Annotated in this window: 16 protein-coding genes; 7 read left to right on the top strand and 9 right to left on the bottom strand. The window is 55.5% G+C overall.

Features of this window, described 5'->3' with window-relative positions:
• Positions 1-360: 360 nt before the first annotated feature.
• Both MCM46_04290 and MCM46_04295 read right to left on the bottom strand, forming a co-directional pair.
• Positions 361-1461 carry a hypothetical protein gene (locus tag MCM46_04290; GenBank protein ID MCG3111024.1) on the bottom strand — a complete coding sequence of 367 codons (1101 nt, stop codon included), beginning with the start codon at positions 1459-1461 and terminating at the stop codon, positions 361-363.
• A gap of 722 nt (positions 1462-2183) precedes the next feature.
• On the bottom strand, positions 2184-2348 hold the full coding sequence (locus tag MCM46_04295; protein ID MCG3111025.1) for a hypothetical protein: 165 nt from the start codon (positions 2346-2348) through the stop codon (positions 2184-2186).
• Positions 2349-2415: 67 nt separating this feature from the next.
• Between MCM46_04295 and MCM46_04300 the strand changes: the two genes are divergently transcribed.
• Entirely contained in the window at positions 2416-2607 is a 192-nt protein-coding gene (locus MCM46_04300; GenBank protein ID MCG3111026.1) for a TMEM165/GDT1 family protein, read from the top strand.
• Positions 2608-2820: 213 nt separating this feature from the next.
• On the opposite strand, the gene MCM46_04305 is transcribed toward MCM46_04300, so the two are convergent.
• The 5 genes from MCM46_04305 to MCM46_04325 are packed head-to-tail and all read right to left on the bottom strand — an operon-like array spanning position 2821 to position 8124.
• Complete coding sequence (locus tag MCM46_04305; GenBank protein MCG3111027.1) at positions 2821-3495, bottom strand: tetratricopeptide repeat protein; 675 nt, start codon at positions 3493-3495, stop codon at positions 2821-2823.
• Between the two features lie 11 nt (positions 3496-3506).
• Positions 3507-4325 (bottom strand): hypothetical protein, encoded by an 819-nt coding sequence (locus MCM46_04310; protein MCG3111028.1) that lies wholly within the window; start codon positions 4323-4325, stop codon positions 3507-3509.
• Positions 4326-4383: 58 nt separating this feature from the next.
• Complete coding sequence (locus MCM46_04315; protein MCG3111029.1) at positions 4384-5736, bottom strand: sigma-54 dependent transcriptional regulator; 1353 nt, start codon at positions 5734-5736, stop codon at positions 4384-4386.
• An 11-nt stretch (positions 5737-5747) separates the two neighbouring features.
• The gene (locus MCM46_04320) at positions 5748-7679 is read right to left on the bottom strand and encodes an ATP-binding protein (GenBank protein ID MCG3111030.1); all 1932 of its coding nucleotides are present in this window, start codon (positions 7677-7679) and stop codon (positions 5748-5750) included.
• A gap of 52 nt (positions 7680-7731) precedes the next feature.
• A complete protein-coding gene (locus MCM46_04325; protein MCG3111031.1) occupies positions 7732-8124 on the bottom strand; it encodes a response regulator in 393 nt (130 codons plus the stop codon).
• A gap of 435 nt (positions 8125-8559) precedes the next feature.
• Here MCM46_04325 and MCM46_04330 point away from each other — a divergent pair, with 435 nt between their 5' ends.
• The 3 genes from MCM46_04330 (at position 8560) to MCM46_04340 (ending at position 11972) form a co-directional block, all read left to right on the top strand.
• Positions 8560-9906 carry an ATP-binding protein gene (locus MCM46_04330; GenBank protein ID MCG3111032.1) on the top strand — a complete coding sequence of 449 codons (1347 nt, stop codon included), beginning with the start codon at positions 8560-8562 and terminating at the stop codon, positions 9904-9906.
• Positions 9907-9910: 4 nt separating this feature from the next.
• Positions 9911-11323: a sigma-54 dependent transcriptional regulator gene (locus MCM46_04335; GenBank protein MCG3111033.1), complete on the top strand. Its 1413-nt coding sequence runs from the start codon at positions 9911-9913 to the stop codon at positions 11321-11323.
• A 415-nt stretch (positions 11324-11738) separates the two neighbouring features.
• A complete protein-coding gene (locus MCM46_04340; protein ID MCG3111034.1) occupies positions 11739-11972 on the top strand; it encodes a hypothetical protein in 234 nt (77 codons plus the stop codon).
• Between the two features lie 394 nt (positions 11973-12366).
• Here the strand turns inward: MCM46_04340 and MCM46_04345 are convergent, their stop codons facing one another.
• Positions 12367-13296 carry a calcium/sodium antiporter gene (locus MCM46_04345; GenBank protein MCG3111035.1) on the bottom strand — a complete coding sequence of 310 codons (930 nt, stop codon included), beginning with the start codon at positions 13294-13296 and terminating at the stop codon, positions 12367-12369.
• A gap of 188 nt (positions 13297-13484) precedes the next feature.
• A complete protein-coding gene (locus MCM46_04350) occupies positions 13485-14846 on the bottom strand; it encodes a diguanylate cyclase (protein ID MCG3111036.1) in 1362 nt (453 codons plus the stop codon).
• Between the two features lie 247 nt (positions 14847-15093).
• On the opposite strand from MCM46_04350, the gene MCM46_04355 reads away from it, so the two are divergent.
• Genes MCM46_04355 through MCM46_04365 form a run of 3 tightly spaced genes read left to right on the top strand, consistent with a single transcriptional unit; the run spans position 15094 to position 19414 of the window.
• On the top strand, positions 15094-15507 hold the full coding sequence (locus MCM46_04355; protein MCG3111037.1) for an OsmC family protein: 414 nt from the start codon (positions 15094-15096) through the stop codon (positions 15505-15507).
• 45 nt (positions 15508-15552) lie between these two features.
• Complete coding sequence (ppsA, locus tag MCM46_04360) at positions 15553-17958, top strand: phosphoenolpyruvate synthase (protein MCG3111038.1); 2406 nt, start codon at positions 15553-15555, stop codon at positions 17956-17958.
• A gap of 34 nt (positions 17959-17992) precedes the next feature.
• Positions 17993-19414, top strand: a complete 1422-nt coding sequence (locus tag MCM46_04365; protein MCG3111039.1) for an MBL fold metallo-hydrolase — start codon at positions 17993-17995, stop codon at positions 19412-19414.
• Positions 19415-19679 lie beyond the last annotated feature (265 nt).

Here is a 19679-nt window from a genome sequence, read left to right on the forward strand (position 1 = left end):
TAATAACCCTATGTCACTGAACCTCGAAACAAAAAGCTCTAAGATTATCCACGAAGGCCAGCCACTACTTTATCTCTATCGGTAGTCCGCTTAAATCTCTTCCTCTTCACCTCTGCTCCGATGCAGGAATCTTCATGATCCGAGTTCGTTGACTCTTTGAATCTGTTGAATGATGCGGATGGAATCATGCCAAGATCCCAAAAGAGATGGTTAAGTCGCTCCGGGGCGGAACTTTTTAATCCGATCATCACTCTCCTCACCAGGCCTTACTCTTCGAAGTTTGTGCAGTAACATGAATTGGGATCGCTTGCGTACCGGCGGCGGGAAAATTTCTCCCGCCGCCGGCTTCAGCAGGGTGGACTACCCGGCGGTTTCGGCCAGATCCGAAACCGAAGGATTGTCGTCGCCGCTCACCCGGTTGGCGCTGTCGTCGATGACGGTCGTTCCCGCCGGGGCGGTGCTGTTCACCAGATCGGAAACGGACGGGTTATCGTCGAATCCCCTTGGAGCAGTCGCAGACTGCGAGAAGATTTTCACGTTCCCCGGAAGCGCCGCCGTGATCGCTTTGGCGATCGAGGTCCCGTGGTCCTCGTCTTTTGTCCGGCCGTCGAGGTATTGCGTCCCCATGTTGTCTTCGTTCCTCCCGCCGACCTCTCCGACAAGACTCTGCGCGGTGGCGCCCGAAGCCGCCATCCCCGCCGTGAAGGCCGCTTCAAGATCAAAGAGGAGAACCGCATTGGACGCCGTCGATCCTGCGGAGACACTTTGGAATGGAACCCGGACCTCCCAACGATGATCGGCGACAAAGATAAATTCTCTGCAAGAGGAGAAACCTTGGGCGTCCGATCCGACGCCGATCACCCCCTCGATCCAGATACTCGGCCGGCGCTTCGGCTCGCCGACCAATTTGCCTCTAAACACGCCGACATCGGCGACGTTTTTAATCGGCTGGTTCAGGTCATCTTCGATCCGTTTGATCCGATACTTCACGCTGCTGTAATTCCCCTCCGGCACATCGACCGTGATCGCCTCTCCGACGTTGGCGTCGGTGTTGGTCAGGTCGAGCGCGAAGGGGCCAAACTCGGGGCTCGTCGCGCTCGACGGTTCCCGGTTGAACTCGACTTCATCGACAATGGCATAGGCCTGGTTGATCCACACCTTGCCGCCGGAAACCGCAAAAGAGGTCGGCGCATCGGAGACGCAGGGCGCCGCCTGCGCGAAGGCCTGGCGCGGACCCAAGCGCCATCCCTTTCCAAAAAGATTCGACGCAAAAACCGGTTTTGAAGACGCATTCTCATTGGGGATCGCCGTCGCCCCCAATTTTTGAATCGATAAGATTCCCAACGTCGGGTTCCCGGCGCCGCCTCCACTGCCGTCCGATCCCCCCTCGCCGCCCCCGCCGCAAGCGGCGAACGTCAGCCCGATCGTGATCAATAGCCAAGCTCTCAAAATGTTTTTCATTTTATGACTCCTTCTCTTAGGTAAAAGTGAAGTTCTATTCTCCGCCATGATCTGAAATCCTGTTATGCCGTTCATCGATGCTCTCTCATTCGGACCGCCGTCCCGCATACGGGGCCGTAAAGCAAACAGCATGCCGGTCTCCTAAGCGGGATAAAATATCATCCTAGGGATCGATTACCTCGCTCAAAAAGACCGCGCGACATCTTAGTAAAAGAAAGAAAACGCTGATCGTGTGATCCGCTTCAAACGCCGCACCTCCTTTGGCCCGGTCTTCGTCCCCGAATAAACGGATTACCGGCGGAGGGTGCCGGGAATCCAGCAGTGTTTGCAGGATGTCACTTCTTCGAAATCGTGAAGGAACAGATCCATCCTCTTTAGAAGCTTAAAAGACCGGTATTCTGCTGGGGTATTTGCCCCAGCACTGGGTGAAAACTCCCACCGGACCCCTGATCTTAAACGATGGATCATCACCGCCGGGGGATCTCGTCATCATCGTTCCTGCAAACTAAATGGCGGCATCCCGGTTGCACCGTTTCTATTTATTCGACTTTTAGGAGAAAAAGATGATCCGAATCATTCATACAGCCACCTTTGCCGTAGGACTCGCGATCGTATTATTCAGGACGGCTTTTTCTTATTCGGCCGGTTTAGACGATCCCTTGTTCGAGTTAAAGTTCCGAGGCGACGGCTCGGTTGTCGACCGTCAGCCGGGTCGATTTTCATCAGAGATGAAACGGCGGGGTGATCATTCGAGCGGCGACAGATCGGACGACCGGGACCTTGAAGAGGATCGGAGGCGGTCCCGTCGAAACAGAGGGCGCGACGATCGGGGAATCTTGACCCGAGATAATGATCCTCGCGATGATGATCGCGGTCGAGAAGATCATCGCTGATCGGATCGCGGCATCGAATCGCCGTCGTCGAAGGTCCGATTGAACTTAGGAGGGGTTGAGAATGCAGACACTGATCATGATTTTCGTGACGGTCTTTCTGGCCGAATTAGAGAATAAGACACAACTCGCGACGATTCTCTATGCGGCCGATCAGAATGCAAACAAAACCGCGATTTTCATCGCCGCGGCGGGAGCGCTCGTACTCAGCACCGGCACTGGATGGTGTCGCTTATCCACCCACAATGGGGCCTGAACGCCGAGCGTGTGAACATCATTACCACTTCACATTCGGTCGACCTTTCTCTGAGGAGAGATTGTTCCGGATCAATCCGATGCCGTTCGAAGAAGCGGTCTTCCTCACCACGATGGAATAAGGCGCATCTCAACCAGATCGAATGAACATATTCGATCGGCAGTGAAGTTTCTGGAGCTGGAAAGGCAAGATTTAAAAGACTGGATTCAGCCCCTATGGGGCGGAGGAGAACTGCTTTAACCGTGTAAGATGTTCCTCGGCCTCTTCTCTCCATTGAGGATCCCGCTGCTGGCCTAGAAATCGCTCAAGCAACGCCACGGCTTCCTTTCCCTTTCCTTCCTGATCATAGAGCAAGGCGAGGTTGTAGAGGGCACGCGGCTGATTCGGATGTGCGTGGAGGACTGCTTCATAAATCTCTTTTGCCTTTGTGGTCTCTCCCCGTTCGATATACAGATGGGCAAGGTTTAATCGGGTGGGAAGGTGACCTGGGTCGATTTCCAAGGCCTTCTGATAGGCATTGAACTCCTCGTCGAGGAGACCTTTGAAATTATAGACTAATGCAATGTTGTAATAAGCCCGGACATACCGGGGATCGGCGGCGAGAACCTTCTGAAATTCCAGAAAGGCGAGATCATACTGCGCGCTCCGAAGATAGGAGACCCCGAGATCGTTTCTGGCGCGGAGATCGTCCGGGTGGTCTTTCAAATGTTCCAGGTAAAAGCGAGCCGCCTCGGCATGATCTTCCCATACGGTCGCCTCCAGTCCCCGCGTATGTAGACTGGAAGCGCACGAGGCGAGAACCATACATGAGCAAAACAAAGCGGCGGCTTTGCATCTCCCGGAAAAGAGTCCGAATCGTAATATTGTTCGAAGCACGCGCTGAAACATCTTCTTCGCCTTTACTTTAGACGATCTTCTTCCCGTTTCGATTTCTCTAACATCTCGTCCGATAGCGTGAATAAAGCCCCCACCCGCTCCTTATAACGCTCCACCGCCTCATCGAGGACCGCCAGGCCCTCTTCCAGAGCTCGAATCTGGTGATCGATCGGCTCTTTTTCAATTCCTCTGGGGAATCCCTGCACCCGCGCCAGGGTCTGTTTGATCTTGAGCTCCTCCCAAAGAACCCGTCTCTCTTCTTCTATTTCTTTTCTTTTTTTATCGAGTGTTTCTGCATCATTTCGAAGTAAAACCGCCATCTCCCTCATCTCGATCAGGGAGGCTTCCTCCATGTCGGGCAGCTCAATTTTCGGAAGCGCGGTGAGATGAAGCGATCGGGGCCGCCGCAGATTCTCTCTCATTTGCATTTTAGCCAGCATCGAGCGATGAATTTCGTCGGCCCGCTCCTCCTCCCCCCGTCGCACGGATGCTTCCGCCTCGCGAAGAAGCGACGCGATCTCCTCTCCGATCAGATCGTAGAGAAGCTGGGCCTTTTTCTCCCGCTCGGATTGGAGCGTCTGCTCCAATTTCTTTAACTCTCGCCGGTCGAGGAGCATTTCCCTCAAGCGGGAGAGAAGCGCTTCGAGCCGGATCTGATCGAGAACGCCGGCTCTCCTTTGCGACTTGAGCGCCCGCACTTCACGAGAGATCTCCTCCGATTGCCGCGCCGATCGATCGAGATGATTCAACACCTGCTGGAACGTCGTATCGAGGGCGCGGATCTCCGAGATGAGCGCGTCGGATCGCTCCGCCGCGGCGGAATCTCCGACGGAGATCGTCATGCTCGCCCATATAAGACCAAAAAGAACGCCGCACCGCAGAAGTCCATGAATGGCTCCGCTAATCCAACAGCCCATACTTGCGCATCTTGTACTGGAGCGAGCTGCGGTGCAGGCGGAGCATCCTGGCCGCCTGTGTCTGATTTCCCGCCGTCTCCTCCAGTGTCTTCTTGATGATGTCACGCTCTAGCATCTCCAAGCGCTCGGTCAGGCCCAATTCGGCCCCCTCCCCGTTCGATTCCGTCGGCGTTGAAACCAGCTGGAGTTCCGGGGGAAGATCGCCTGCTCGAATGACCTCCCCCTCCGAAAGAACGGCGGCCCGTTCGATGACGTTCTCCAGCTCCCGCACGTTCCCGGGCCATGGATAGAGGGACAGCAGATCGAGGGCTTCCGGGGCGATTTCGAGCTTCTTATGAAGCTCACGACTAAACTTTTGCAAGAAGTAAGCCGTCAGTTCCGGTATATCTCCGTGCCGTTCTTTCAACGGGGGGAGATGGATTTCAATCACCCTGATTCGATAATAAAGGTCTTCCCGGAAGCGGTGCGCTTGAATTTCATCTTTTAAATCGCGGTTCGTCGCGGCGATCAAACGCACATCGACCCGGATGGTTTTTGTTCCCCCCACCCGCTGAATTTCCCGCTCCTGTAAAAACCGCAGGAGCTTGACCTGAAGGGAGAGGGGAAGCTCGCCGATCTCGTCGAGAAATAAGGTCCCCCCCTCGGCCAACTCCAGCCACCCTTTCTTCTGGGCCGTGGCTCCCGTAAACGCCCCCTTCTCATATCCGAAGAGCTCGCTTTCCAGGAGATTCTCGGGGATCGCCCCGCAATTAACCGCGATGAACGGGCCGGCATGATGTGCGCTCATCCGGTGCGTCTCTCTGGCGACCAGCTCTTTTCCTGTTCCGGTCTCTCCGAGGACCAACACAGGGGAGGGGTAGGGAGCGACCTTTTCAATGAGCCGATAGACTTGCTGCATCCGCTCCGAGCGGCCGACCATCCGTCCGACGGTGTGATTGAGTATTTCTTTCAGGTACCGGTTCTCCGTCAGCAGTCTTCGTTGTTCCAGCGCCTTCTCCACCCGTGCTTCGATTTCCGTCAGTGAAAATGGCTTGAGGATGTAGTCGAACGCCCCTTGGCGCATCGCTTCCACCGCGGTCTCCACCGTTCCGAACGCCGTGACCAGCAACACCGGGGTCTGGGGCGACCGTTTTTTGACCTCGCACAGGACCTGGAGTCCGCCGACCTCCCCCATCTGAAGATCGGTAATCACCAGATCAACCTCCGTCTCGTTGAAGCGCTCCAGCGCCTCCGCGCCGCTCCCCGCTTCGATGACTTCATGTCCTTTTTCAGAGAAAAGACGGACCAACGACCGCCGCATCGCCTCTTTGTCTTCCGCAATCAACATCCGAATCATCGTTCACTCCGCTATGAAATCAGGGTGGGTGTTTCTATCGGTTCCTGCAGAGGGATTTGAACGATGAAGGTCGTCCCCTTCCCTTCGCCGGTTTCAAAGCTCAGGCTTCCGCCGTGCCCGCGGATGATCCGCTCTGAAATCGCGAGGCCCAGCCCCGTTCCCCCCTGCTTTGTCGTAAAAAAAGGACGAAAGACTTTATCCCGGTGCGCCGATGAAATCCCGGGGCCGGTATCCGAGACGCGCAGCACGAGATGCCGATGTACAATTTCGGCATCAATGCCGAGCTCCCCCTCTTCCCCCATCGCCTGGAATGCGTTCTGGATTAAATTAAGGAGGACCCGCCGGAACTCAATCGGATCGACCGGCACTTCGGGGAAGGAAGGGGGAATGTTATTCCGGACGGCGACCCGCTCCGGCCTTCCGGACGGCGCGGCCAGCGAGAGGGCCGCATCGACAATCTCCCGAAGATCGCTCTTTTCAATACGAAGCAGCGGCATTCGCGCATAAATCAGAAATTCGGTGACGAAGCGGTTCAGATGCCTGATCTCGGCGACCAGATCCCGGCTCAATTCCTCAAGGTCTCCCTCACCGGACGGAACATGGTCTTGCTCATCGCGACCCGCCATCCCCTTCACCTTTCGGCTGAGCAGCTCGCCGAGCGCCTGAATCGCGGCGAGCGGGTTTCGGATCTCATGCGCCATCCCCGCCGAGAGCTCGCCGAGAATCGCCATCTGCCGCTTTAACGCGATCTCCTCTTGCAGGTTTTTCACCTCCGTGAGATCGGCAAAAACCGCGGTGGCGCCGATTTCTCTTCCTCCCCCATTTTTAATCGGCGAAGCCATCGCACCGATCCAACGTTTCCCCCCGGATGGATCTTCGACCGGGGATTCTTCCCAGGCCGCCTCCCTTCCGGTGGTCACCGCGGTCATGATGATTTTCTCCAAAGGAGCGCAGACGCCGAGGGCCTCCTGAACCGGCCGATCAAGCAGGCTCGATGAGGAGAGGCCGAGTATCTTCTCGGCGGCCGGATTACACGAAGTGATCTCTCCTTTCAGGTTCACCCCCAAGACCCCGCTCGGGATGCTTTTCAGGAGTGTTTGGCTGTATCCTTCAAGGACCTCCGCGCGGGTCCGTTCTTCGTCGTACATTCGACGGAGCAATGCGTCTTTTGTCCGGATCTGATCAATCATCCGGTTAAAATGTTTTCCGAGGTCGCCCAGCTCGTCGTTTCGATTTAAATCGACCCTCGGGTAGCCCTCCTCATTTCCAAGCTCCTCGGTCGCGGAAGTCAGCGTCTGTATCGGACGGATGATCGATTGGGAGATCAGAAAACTGATCAGGAGGATCAAACCTCCGCTGGCAAGGGTGATTCCGATGAACTGGCGGCGGACCCGATCCATGATCTGCATGAAATCGACCCCCACTTCGACCCCGACTCCCGCAATGATCGCTCCCTGTTCATCCTTGAAGGGGGCATAACCGGCTTTATAAAACCGCCCGTCTCGTCCCCGGTAGAGAATGGACGAGACCGCCTGTCCGCGCCATACCTGACCAAGCTCATAGGCGTCGATCTGGAGGAGCAGATCCTCTTCTCCGATCGCTTGCGTTCCATCTAAATCGACGATGACCCTGTTTTGACGATTAAAAAGATGGATGTCTTTCACCTGAGCGGCCTCTCGAATCTTTTCCAGTTCCCCCAGGATCAGCCGATAAAGAGAGGTGTCTTCATCCCCGGGCTGAATTCTCAAAATGAAAGCGGGATTCACCGTTCTCGAAGTCAAATCAGCCACCCCGATCAAGCGTCGGGACAATTCCGCGTCGAGTGCCTCGCTTGCAGAGGAGAAGAAAAGCCATCCGCTGAGGGAGAAAACGAGCACGATTAAAAAAATATAAGGGATGATGAACTTAAAAAAGAGCCGGCTGCGGAAAATCGGCCGCTTCATCTGAACAATTCGGGAAAGCTCCGGCATCTTCGGCCCGCAATAAAAGTGTTTGTCATTGTTTGCTTTCCGGTTGTTGGGGATGTTTTTTTTCTTCGATGCTCCGGATCTTGGCTTTTAATACGTGAAGCGCAATCGGCTTTGCTAGAAATGCCGCTGCGCCCCATTTGATTGCCCTGTCTTGTATCTCCGGAGCGTCCCGCGCCGTCATCACAATTGCTGAAAGTCGCGGGTGGATTTCTCGTATCTCTTTCAATAGCTCAAGGCCGTTGTAATCGGGTAAGCCTACATCCAAAATAAGAAAGTCGATTGAAGAAACATCTAATATTCGCCAGGCGTCCGCTCCACTACTCGCTTCCATCACTTCATACCCTTCGCGGCGAAGGCTGATTGCGATGTTTTTCTGCAGAACCGGTTCATCCTCGACAATTAAGATTTTATTTTTCAAGATGATGTTTCTCTCCCTCACTATCCCGAGATTCAATGCCCTTTCAGCGCTACAGCGAAGGGCAAATATAATGCCGAAGCGCCGGACGAGGAATATTGATGTATTCACTCGTAAACACGCAGAAAAATAATCGTTTACTTTTAGTCGTCAGAATTGTTCCGGGTCAATTCACCCACGATGGGGGATTTGCCCCACGACTTGGGGGAAATGTCCCAATGGTCGATCAACAACAAATCCGGGTGTTACCTTCAGGTTGAATGCGAACTACCATAATTGCGATGAATCGATGACCGCGGGAAAAGTCGATCGTGTTTGGAACATAAATTGCTATTCTGACGTTCTTAAGCGCATTGACTCATTGCCGGCAATGGGCTAGATTAATCGAAGATTTTGAAGTAACTCGAATCTATTTCTTCTACCAGCGATTTAAGTCTAATGGCGATTAAAAAAAAACGTTCATTTAATCTGCTCCGCCGGTTCGCGCTTCTGAGTTTCCTCTCCATCGGACTGATCACAGCCGTCTCTTCTTTTCTCCTCTCGAACTTTCTTACGCACAACATGCTCCAGCGCGACGCCGTCGTAACGATGGAGTTTGTCCAGACCATCGCGCAAGCGGAGAACACACGGAGCTATTTCGAGACGGATGATCCCGGAAAAACGAAAACCGTTTTCGAGGCCTTCTTCAAGCAGATTGCGACCATGCCGGAGGTGGTCCGAGCGAATGTTTACAACAGCAACGGATCGATTCTCTGGTCGGATGACGATCGCTTCATCGGCCATCGTTTCAGCCCCAACCCCCAATTGGAGACGGCGCTTTCGGGAAAACTGGCCGTCACGAGCGGGACTTCCGGGAAATCATCAAAACCGGAGCACGTTTTCGATCAGGAGGTTCCCTTTTTCGCCGAGATTTATATCCCTATTTGGAACATCAGGGAGAACAAAGTCGTCGGCGTGGTAGAAGTTTACAAAGTTCCGCTCACCCTCTTTCATGCCATCAAACAGGGAAACCGGCTGGTCTGGTTGAGCGCCGGTTTAGGAGGCCTCTTTCTCTATGCCTCTCTTTTTTGGATCGTCCGCCGCGCGGCGCAAGTCATTCGGCGTCAGCAGGAGCAGCTCGTCGAATCCGAAACGATGGCCGCCATCGGAGAGATGGCTTCGGCCGTGGCCCACGGCATCCGGAATCCGCTCGCCTCCATCCGCTCCTCCGCGGAGGTGGCGCTGGAAGAGAGCCCCCCCTTTCGCGCCACCGCCGAGGAGATCATTCATGAGACAGACCGCATTGAGGATTGGATCCGAGAACTGCTCGTCTATTCCAAGCCGCCGAGCGGAAATCCCGCCTCCATTCAAATCAACGGCCTGATCCAATCGACGCTCGACTCCCTTGATCGGGAGATAAAAAAAAGGAACGTGAAGCTGACGCAAAAGCTGGATCCGTCTTCTCACCTCGTCCATGCGGATGAGGGATTGATGCGCCACGTCATCATCAGCCTGATCGCCAATTCACTCGATGCTATGCCGGACGGGGGGGAGCTGACCGTGTCGAGCCGAATCGAGAAAAGTGACGGCCGGGTGGAGGTCGTGATTAAAGATACCGGGTGCGGCATCCCGATCGAGCAGATGGGCAAGATTTTTAAGCCCTTTTATACGACGAAATCAAAGGGGATGGGGGTTGGACTCTCACTGGCCAAACGGATCATCGAGCGGCACGGCGGAACCCTGCGGCTGGAAAGCGAAGCGGCGGTTGGAACCACGGTTTTTATGCACATTCCATTAGCGGGGTAGATCGATGTCGTACGCTACGCTCATCATTGAAGATGAAACGACGCTGGCAAAAAACATGAAGACGTATCTGGAACGCTATGGATACGAGGTCCGAATCGCCCAGAGCGCCGAGGAAGGATTCCAGCAGCTCGATTCGTTTAAGCCGGACGTCATCTTACTCGATCTACAGCTGCCGGGAATGAGCGGCCTTGACGCCCTCGCTCGGATAAAGGAGCGTGACGCGCAGGTGAAGATCGTCATCATCACTGCACATGGGAACATTGAAACGGCAGTCGACGCGATGAAGGCCGGCGCTTATGACTTTATGAATAAACCGCTGGTCCTCGCAAAACTGAAGGTCCTCCTCGACAAAGCGGTCGGCCAGTCCAAGCTGGAAGGGACCCTCTCTTATTACAGAGAAAAAGAAGCGGGTGAAAGCGCCCTTTCCGCCCTGATTGGAGAGTCGCCCCCCATGCGCTCCTTGAAACATCAGATCGAGCAAATCATCGATTCGGAGCGGAAGCTGACGGAAGGAGATCCGCCGGCGGTTCTGATCACCGGTGAGACCGGCACGGGAAAAGAGCTGGCGGCCCGGGCGCTTCATTATAACGGTCCGCGAAAAAACGGCCCTTTCATCGAAATTAATTGCGCCTCGATCCCGACTCAGCTTCTGGAGGCCGAGCTCTTCGGTTATGAGCGAGGCGCCTTCACCGACGCGAAAGAGAAGAAGATCGGCCTTTTCCAGGCGGCGGAAGGAGGAACCCTCTTTTTAGATGAGATCGGGGAAATTGAAATTTCCCTTCAAGCCAAATTGCTCAAAGCGCTTGAAGACAAAGTGATCCGCCGCATCGGGAATATTCGAGAACAGAAGGTCGACGTCCGCATCGTCACCGCGACAAATCAATCACTGGAAGAAGCCGTCCGCCAAGGACGATTCCGCTCCGACCTTTTTTTTCGCCTTCGGATTATCAACCTGGAGCTTCCTCCCCTCCGCAGCCGCGGAAATGACATCCTGCTTCTTGCGGATCATTTTTTAAAGATTCAATCGCGGCGCTATGGGAAACAAGGAATGCGCTTTAGCTCCGAAGCGGAAAAAGTGCTTCTCAATTATTCCTGGCCCGGCAACGTCAGAGAACTTCGGAACATGATTGAACAGACTGTCCTCCTCTCCCGTGACAGCGTGATCGCACCGGAGCAGCTCTCGCTCCTTACCGGTTTTATCAAAATGAATCAGGTCGACCGGCAAAAGGAGAATATGGACCGTTTCTCCCTTCCTCTCCAGGGCATTTCGTTGGAAAAGGTGGAGCGCGACTTTGTCCTTCAGGCTCTTGAGCAGACCTCCTGGAATGTCACACAGGCAGCGAAGCTCCTGGGACTGACCCGCGATACGCTCCGATACCGGATGGATAAGTATAAACTCGAGCCCTCTTCTTCTTAATAGAACTCCGGTCCAGATCTGAGCGGAACCGGCACGAACCGCCTTGATTCTTTCGCTGAAAGATTTACCCGTCCACCTGCCCGCACCCCTTGCATCAATGAAATGGCTCAGCCGCCTAAAATTCCTCGTCGACGGATGGATTTTAGGCAGTATCGACGCACACAACATTCCTGTGAATGGGGCAATCCCCCCGTTTCGCGGCGATATCACCCAATGCTCCCGAAGAACTCTCCGACACACTCACGAGTGGTATAGTCCTTTTCTTAGAGATTTCAATCGGATCAACGATTGATCTTGATTTTTTCCCATTTTGGCATCCGGTTTGCTCTATACAGCAGCGTGATTGGAGAAATCGTAATTCAACCGAATCCAATCACCAAATTAAAAACTGTATTCTGAAAAGAAGGAGAATCCAATGTTCGATCTCTATTTTAGTTTTGGGGCAATTGTGTTGTTCGCGTTTTTCTACGTCAACCTCGCTTGGGCTCTGCTCTCGGCCCATACCCCTCCACCCGGCACCATCGGGACTGACGGCAATCCGGAACGGATCATTCCAGAGGTTTACACACGGGAGCAGGGAGTACCTGTTCTCAATGCCACTCTTCGAGTTCCACAGATGAAGAAGCAGACGGCTCCATCGAATCGCTGACGGCAATTCATCGTGAATGAAGGAAATGTAAGGCAACTCGGCCTATCGGCCAACGCCGAGGAGGATGGGGCCCCATCCTCCTCCGTTATTAACGGATCCCGGAACACAACCAAATAGTGAAGGCAACGAAATTCGAAGGGGTTTCATAACAGAAGAACATACACATCAGTCAACACGTTTGACCTTAAAAGGAACTCTCATCTGCAATTACGGCGACGGCATTGATTCTTTTGGCTGATGAAGTAACCCTGTGCGGCATCACATCCCATCTCCGTCAAGCGCGCCAGGATCTCCTGATTTTCGACCCCCCTCCGCCACTACCTTTAAACCCAAGTTATGCGCTCGATGGTGGAGCTCCCAATCGTCATATCCCCTTCGTTCTCGACCATATGCTTTAACGAACATATAGTTGAAAAAGAGTGATGAGATAGACAATGTAAAGAGTCAAAAGCAATAGCCCCCGTCTTTGTTCGATAAAACCGCTCCGCGTAGGAAAGATGAGCAAAACGGCCGCAAGTCCAAACAGCAACGCGACTGCCACCTCGATCACCTTGACAGTGATAGGATGGATGACGGCTGCCACGGCAATAATGAAAAGACCATTAAAGATATTGCTGCCAAGAACCGTCCCCAGACTCACCTCATCGTGACCTCGAATCTTCGCAACGATGGTAGTTGCAAGCTCCGGCACGGACGTCCCGACGGCAACAACCGTTGCACCGATAATAAATTCATCGATCCCAAAAGAGTAGGCGATGCCTTTCGCCCCCGCGACAATGAGACTTCCTGCGGCAATCAGAAAACCAAGACCCGCCGTGCATGAGAGTGCGGCCAACCACCCCTGACGCTCTCCGAGAATGGCCGCAGCCGCATTTCGCTGTTTACGAGCCTCAATGGCGGCAGCCGTCAGCCAGGCAAGAAAGATACTCAACAATAGCACACCCTCCGTCCGGGACAGAGTACCATCGAGAAGCAGGGTACCCGTAATCACTGGAACCGACAGCGCCACCGGAAAATCACGTTTTAGACTGTCACGAGATCCTTGGATTCCCGCATACATTAAGGCCAGACCGAGGATGAGCGCAATGTTTACAACATTACTGCCCAGCGCATCTCCGAGGGCGATTTGCGGCGTTCCAGCCAGCGCGGCATTGATGGAAACAGACAGCTCCGGACTGGATGTCGCGAATGCCGCAACGGTTGCACCTACAATCCCCGGAGAAACCCGCATCCAGCGAGCAAGGCCGACAGAACCTCTTACGAAGAGATCCCCCCCGAATCCGGCACACACGACACCCATGATCAAGATGATGTAGTCATTCATCCTTATGGACCAGGTTTAATGTTTCTTCTTTATGTGTCTTGAAATACGGCCCGCTCGGATCTGCATTGCCGGAGAAGGCCGATCAATCGGGTTGAATCCAGAGGGGGCTCTCTCTCGGGAACGTGGTGAAGGGGAGGGCATGCGCCGTCGGCAGGGGGGGAAATCACATTTTGTAAAATAGGCAGGCCTCACTTTTTTTGGAGGGAAGAATCGATTTCATAGCCGCTTCCGGACTGTTTCGCCCGATACATCGCTTCGTCTGCACGGCGGATGAGGATCAGGGCCTCTTTGCCATGCTCGGGAAAGAGAACCATCCCGACACTGGCATAAACGAAAAGAGAACCTTCATCCAGGACAAAGGGCTCTTCAAGTGCCGTCAGAATTTTTCGGATCGCGGCGCGTCCCCCTTCACGGTTTACATTCGGCAATATCACGGCAAACTCATCTCCCCCAATCCGCGCGACGGTATCCGAGTCTCGGAGCGCCCGCTTCAGGCGCACTCCGACCTCTTGCAGGACGGCGTCTCCGACCGGATGGCCCAATGAATCATTGATCTCTTTGAATCGATCGAGATCGATGATCAAAAGGCCGAAGGATCCCTTTTCTCTTTGCGCGGCGAGGAGAGTATGGTTGAGCCGATCGAGGAACAGGGTCCGATTCGGAAGATTCGTCAACGGATCGTGCGTGGCAAGGTATTCCAGATTGGCCGTTTGCATTTTGCGATCGCTGATATCCCGGGCGATGGTCGAGAGAAACTCGACCTCTCCCCCCGACGTTCGGTGGGCGAGGATCACTTGCGATACAGGCACCTCCCGCCCCGAGGGATCGATCAATGCCGTCTCCCCGCTCCACGATCCATGACGAATGGCCGAGGGAATCGCTTCCCCGATAAGAAGCGTTCGGGTCCATTCCGGGACGACATCAGACAATTTAATAACGGGGAGGGGTCCGTCAGACGGAAGCCCAAGCAGCGTTCGACCGGTTTTGTTTAGATAAACGATCTCGCCATCCGCATTGGTAATCGCGACCAAATCGGTGGTCTCCTCCAGCGTTGCGACCAACCGCATCCGCTCCTCCTCTAAGCGCATTCGCGGGGTGATATCTTTTCCCGTGGAAACATAGTGGACAATGGTCCCCTCCGCGTTTATAAGCGGCGTGATCGTTTTCTCTTCGTAATAAATCGAGCCGTCTTTTCTCCGGTTAATCAGCACCCCTCGAAACACGCGCCCCGCTCGAATCGTATCCCAGAGCTGCTTGTAGAACGCCGCGTCCTGCTTTCCCGATTTGACCAGTCGCGGCGTTTTTCCGACCGCTTCCTGTTTGCTGAAGCCGGTCTGCTTTTCGAAGGCCGGGTTGACATATTCGATCCGGCCCGCAGGGTCGGTGATGACAACCGAATCGGCGGTCTGCTCCACGACGCTCGAGAGAATCTTTCCCTCATTTTCATCTCGCCATATCGGTTCGATCCCCTTTTGCTCAGCCTGAACAGAAGATTCCTCGATGAAATCAACCTCCTTGAGAAGTCGTTCTCTTTTTGAATGTTTCTTCATGATGCACGATCCTATTTTTTTACGCTGATCCAGTACTCATATTCAATATTTTCTCGCACCTCCCTGAAAAAGGGCAACCCCCCATATGGGGTATTGCGATGAAGACACCCCTTCCGTTATTTGCAATGAAATACCACTTTCGGGGGGTTGTCCCCTTGCCGCCGCCTGGGTCAAAATGGCAACAGGTGAATCGATGATCGATCATTACGAGCATTAGAATCGTTGAACCTTCGAGAAAGGAAATAACATGAAAGAGCTGCAAAAAGAATCGATAACGATCGATTGGCGTTCCGGCGTCCAACTCGCCGGAGCGGTCCGCGGCCACCGGCTGATCATCGATCAGCCGAAGGAGGACGGGGGCGACGATCAGGGAATCACGCCGGTTGAAATGTTCATCACCTCGCTCGGCGCCTGCATCGGCTACTTCGCCGTCCGCTTCTGCCAGCGCCACAACCTCCCGACGGAGGGGCTCGCGGTGGCGGTGTCGTGGGATTACGCCGAGCAGCCGCACCGGATCGGGGCGATCAGCACGCGGGTCAATCTGCCGAAGGGGTTTCCCGCGGCGATGAAAGACCGGCTTCAGAAGGTCGTGGAGGGGTGCACCATTCACAACTCGCTGACCCATCCGCCGCAGATCGAAGTTCTGCTTCAGGAAGGTTGACCGGATCGGCAGGGTGATTGAAGCGAACTCGATAAGGAGGTTAAATTGAACAAAACAGGTTACATCCGATGGTTTAATGAGATCGGGATCAGCGATGTCCCCCTCGTCGGCGGGAAAAACGCTTCGCTCGGAGAGATGGTTCGGGAGCTGTCGGCCCAGGGGGTGAAAGTCCCGAACGGATTCGCCGTCACCGCCGAAGCCTACCGTTATTTCTTGCTGGAGGCGAAGCTCGATCAAAAGATCGCGGAGACCCTCCGCGGCCTCGACACGCACAACATCGGCGATCTTCGCCGGCGGGGTCTTCAGATCCGCCAGGCGATCCTCTCGGCGGCCCTCCCCGCGGATCTCGAAGAAGAAATCATCGCGGCGTATGACGACCTCAGCGAGGGGGCTCCCCACCCGCTCGACGTCGCCGTCCGAAGCAGCGCGACCGCCGAGGACCTCCCCGACGCCAGCTTCGCCGGCCAGCAGGAGACCTATCTGAATGTGCAGGGGCACGCGGCGCTCCTCGACAGCTGCAAACGCTGCTTCGCTTCCCTTTTTACCGACCGCGCCATCTCCTACCGGGCCGACAAAGGTTTTGATTCGCTGAAGATCGCCCTTTCCATCGGCGTCCAGCGCATGGTCCGCTCCGACCTCGCCGCCTCCGGCGTGATGTTCTCGATCGACACCGAGACCGGCTTCAAGAACGCCGTCTTAATCAACGCCGCCTACGGGCTCGGGGAAAATGTCGTCCAGGGCTCGGTCAATCCCGATGAATACACCGTCTTCAAGCCGACCCTGCTTCACGGTTTCCGACCCATTCTTCAGAAAATCGCCGGAAATAAGGAATTCAAATTGGTTTACGACATCGGGGGGGGAAAGATGACGAAGAATATCCCGGTCCCGGCGGACGACCGGATTCGCTTCGCTCTGACCGACGACGAGATCCTCACCCTCGCCCGCTGGGCCTGCGTGATCGAAGACCATTACAGCGCCAAAGCCGGACGCGAAACCCCGATGGACATGGAGTGGGCGAAAGACGGTTTGACCGGCGAGCTCTTCATCGTCCAGGCCCGTCCGGAGACGGTCCAGTCGCAGCGGGACCGGAATGTCATGGAGATCTACCGGCTCAAGAAACGGGGACAGGTCCTCGTCACCGGCCGGAGCGTGGGGGAGAAGATCGCGACCGGCAAAGCGCACGTCATCAAGAACGTGCAGCAGCTGCATCAATTCAACGCTGGCGAGATTCTGGTGACCGATAAGACCGATCCCGATTGGGAGCCGATCATGAAGAGGGCGGCGGCAATCATCACCAACCGGGGAGGACGGACGGCGCACGCCGCGATCGTCAGCCGGGAATTGGGGCTCCCCGCCATCGTCGGTGCGGAGCGGGCAACCGAAGTCCTAAAAGACGGCCAAGAAATCACCCTCTCCTGCGCCGAGGGGGAGACCGGGTTTGTCTATGAGGGGAAACTCCCCTTCGACATCGACCGAATCGATCTCAAAGGAATCGGCCGGCCGAGAACGAAGGTCATGATGAATGTCGCCAATCCGCAGGAGGCGTTCGGCCTCTCCTTTATCCCGAACGACGGCGTCGGGCTGGCGCGGGAAGAGTTCATCATCAGCAACTATATCCAAATCCACCCGATGGCGCTGATCGACTACAACAAACTGGAAGAGGCCTCGGTCAAAACCGAAATCGATCGATTGACCGCGGGGTATGCCGATAAGCCGCAGTTCTTCGTCGACAAGCTCGCGCAGGGGGTGGCGATGATCGGGGCGGCCTTCTACCCGAACGACGTCATCGTGCGGCTGAGCGATTTTAAGACAAACGAATATGCCAACCTGCTCGGCGGCAAAAAATACGAGCCGGCCGAGGAAAACCCGATGCTCGGCTTCCGCGGCGCCTCGCGTTATTATCACCCGAAATACCGGGAGGGCTTTGCGCTCGAGTGCCGGGCGATGAAAAAGGTCCGCGATGAGATGGGGCTGAAGAATGTGAAGCTGATGGTCCCCTTCTGCCGAACGGTGGAGGAGGGAAAGAAGGTCCTCGCCGAGATGCGCAAACACGGCCTCCAGCAAGGCAAGGACGGGCTGGAAATCTACGTCATGTGCGAGATCCCGAGCAATGTTCTCCTCGCCGAGCAGTTCGCCGAGCTCTTCGACGGTTTCTCGATCGGCTCAAACGACCTGACGCAGTTGGTCTTGGGGGTCGATCGCGATTCGGCGATCGTGGCGTCGATCTTCGACGAACGCAATCCGGCGGTCAAAAAAATGATCGCCACGGTTATCCGCGCGGCGAAAGCCAAAGACCGGAAGATCGGCATCTGCGGCCAAGCCCCCAGCGACTATCCGGAGTTCGCCCGGTTTCTGGTCGAGGAAGGGATCGACACTATTTCGCTGAATCCCGATGCGGTGATGAAAACGACCCTGATGATTCTGGAAACCGAACGGGAAGAGGCCGCCTGACGGTGAAGTTTTTCTTCTTCCCGACTGGAGGAATGTGAAACGATACAAACGATTGGATCGCGAGCCTGATTCCGTTTCGCCCGACAAAGAAGCGGCCCCGGCGCTCGCCTTTTTGGGGGCGACCGGAACCGTCACCGGGTCGAAACAACTCCTCTCCATCGGCTCAAAGAAGATCCTCATCGACTGCGGGCTCTTTCAGGGATTTAAACAACTCCGTCTCAGAAATTGGGAAGCGCTGCCGGTCGCGCCGAGAGAGATCGATGCGGTGATCCTCACCCATGCCCATCTCGATCACAGCGGCTACCTCCCCCTTCTGGTCCGGGACGGTTTCGCCGGGAAGGTCTATTCCACCCCGGCGACGCGGGACCTCTGCCGGATTCTCCTCCCCGACAGCGGTTACCTTCAAGAAGAGGATGCGGCGTACGCCAACCGCCATCACTTTTCCAAGCATGCCCCGGCCCTCCCGCTTTATACTCGGGAAGACGCGGAGCGCTCGCTTCATTCGTTTCGGACCGTCGAATTCGGAAAGGCGTTCGATCTGGGAGAAGGATTGACGTTCCAATTCCTTCCGGCCGGACACCTCTTGGGCGCCGCGCTCACCTCCCTTCAGTTCAACGGAACCTCGCTTCTCTTCTCCGGAGACCTGGGACGTCCGAACGATCTGCTGATGGCGCCGCCGTCGGTCATTCGAAAAACCGACTATCTCGTGATCGAATCGACCTATGGAGACCGCAGTCACGATCCGGCCGATCCGAAAAAGATCCTCGCCGAGATCATCAACCGGACCGCCGCGCGGGGCGGGGTGGTCGTGATCCCCGCCTTCGCCGTCGGCCGCGCCCAGACCCTCCTCTATGCCATTCATCTTCTGAAAGAAGCGAAGGCGATCCCTGACCTCCCTGTCTTCCTCAACAGCCCGATGGCGATCGAGGCGACCGGCCTCTATTACGAGCACCTCGGCGAACATCGTCTGAACGAGGCGCAATGCCGAGCGATGGTCCGGACCGCGCACCTGGTCCACAGCGTGGAGGAATCGAAACGGGTAAACGCCCTCCGGGAGCCGATGATCTTGATCTCGGCGAGCGGAATGGCGACCGGCGGCCGTGTGCTGCATCACCTGAAGACGTTCGCCCCGAACGAGCGAAATACGATCGTCTTCGCCGGATATCAGGCCGGGGGAACCCGGGGCGCCGCGATGGCGGAGGGGGCGAAGACGATCAAGATCCACGGCGAATATATCCCGATTCGAGCGGAGGTGATCGTCCTCGACCAATTCTCGGCCCACGCCGACGCCGACGACATTCTCGACTGGCTCGGCCGCTTCGCGGTCCCGCCGAAAGAAACCTTCATCACGCACGGCGAGCCGGAAGCGGCCGACGCGCTAAGACACCGAATCGAAGAGAGCCTTCGATGGCGCTGCCGCGTCCCGGACTATTTGGAGTCGGTGGAATTGGGATAATCCTTCCTGTGATGACGTGGTCATCCGCTCCTCTCCTTCAACGATTGTCCATTCTGTCTACCCCCTTGAACACCCGGACATCCCTGTCGTTTGCCTCTTTACAGCCCCCTTTTTAAACCGCCCGTAATTGCTTACAAAAAAGAAAAGTCGATGCCGCGTCGGTCCGGCATCAATCCTGCTCTATAAAAAAGCAAGGAAGCGAATGAGGGGCAGTAAGATGGAGCGATGGAGGATTCCCCGAAAGACTCGGGATTGATAAGGAGAA

Origin of the sequence: Candidatus Manganitrophus morganii (genome assembly GCA_021651055.1) — a bacterium.
Lineage (GTDB): Bacteria > Nitrospirota > Nitrospiria > SBBL01 > Manganitrophaceae > Manganitrophus > Manganitrophus morganii.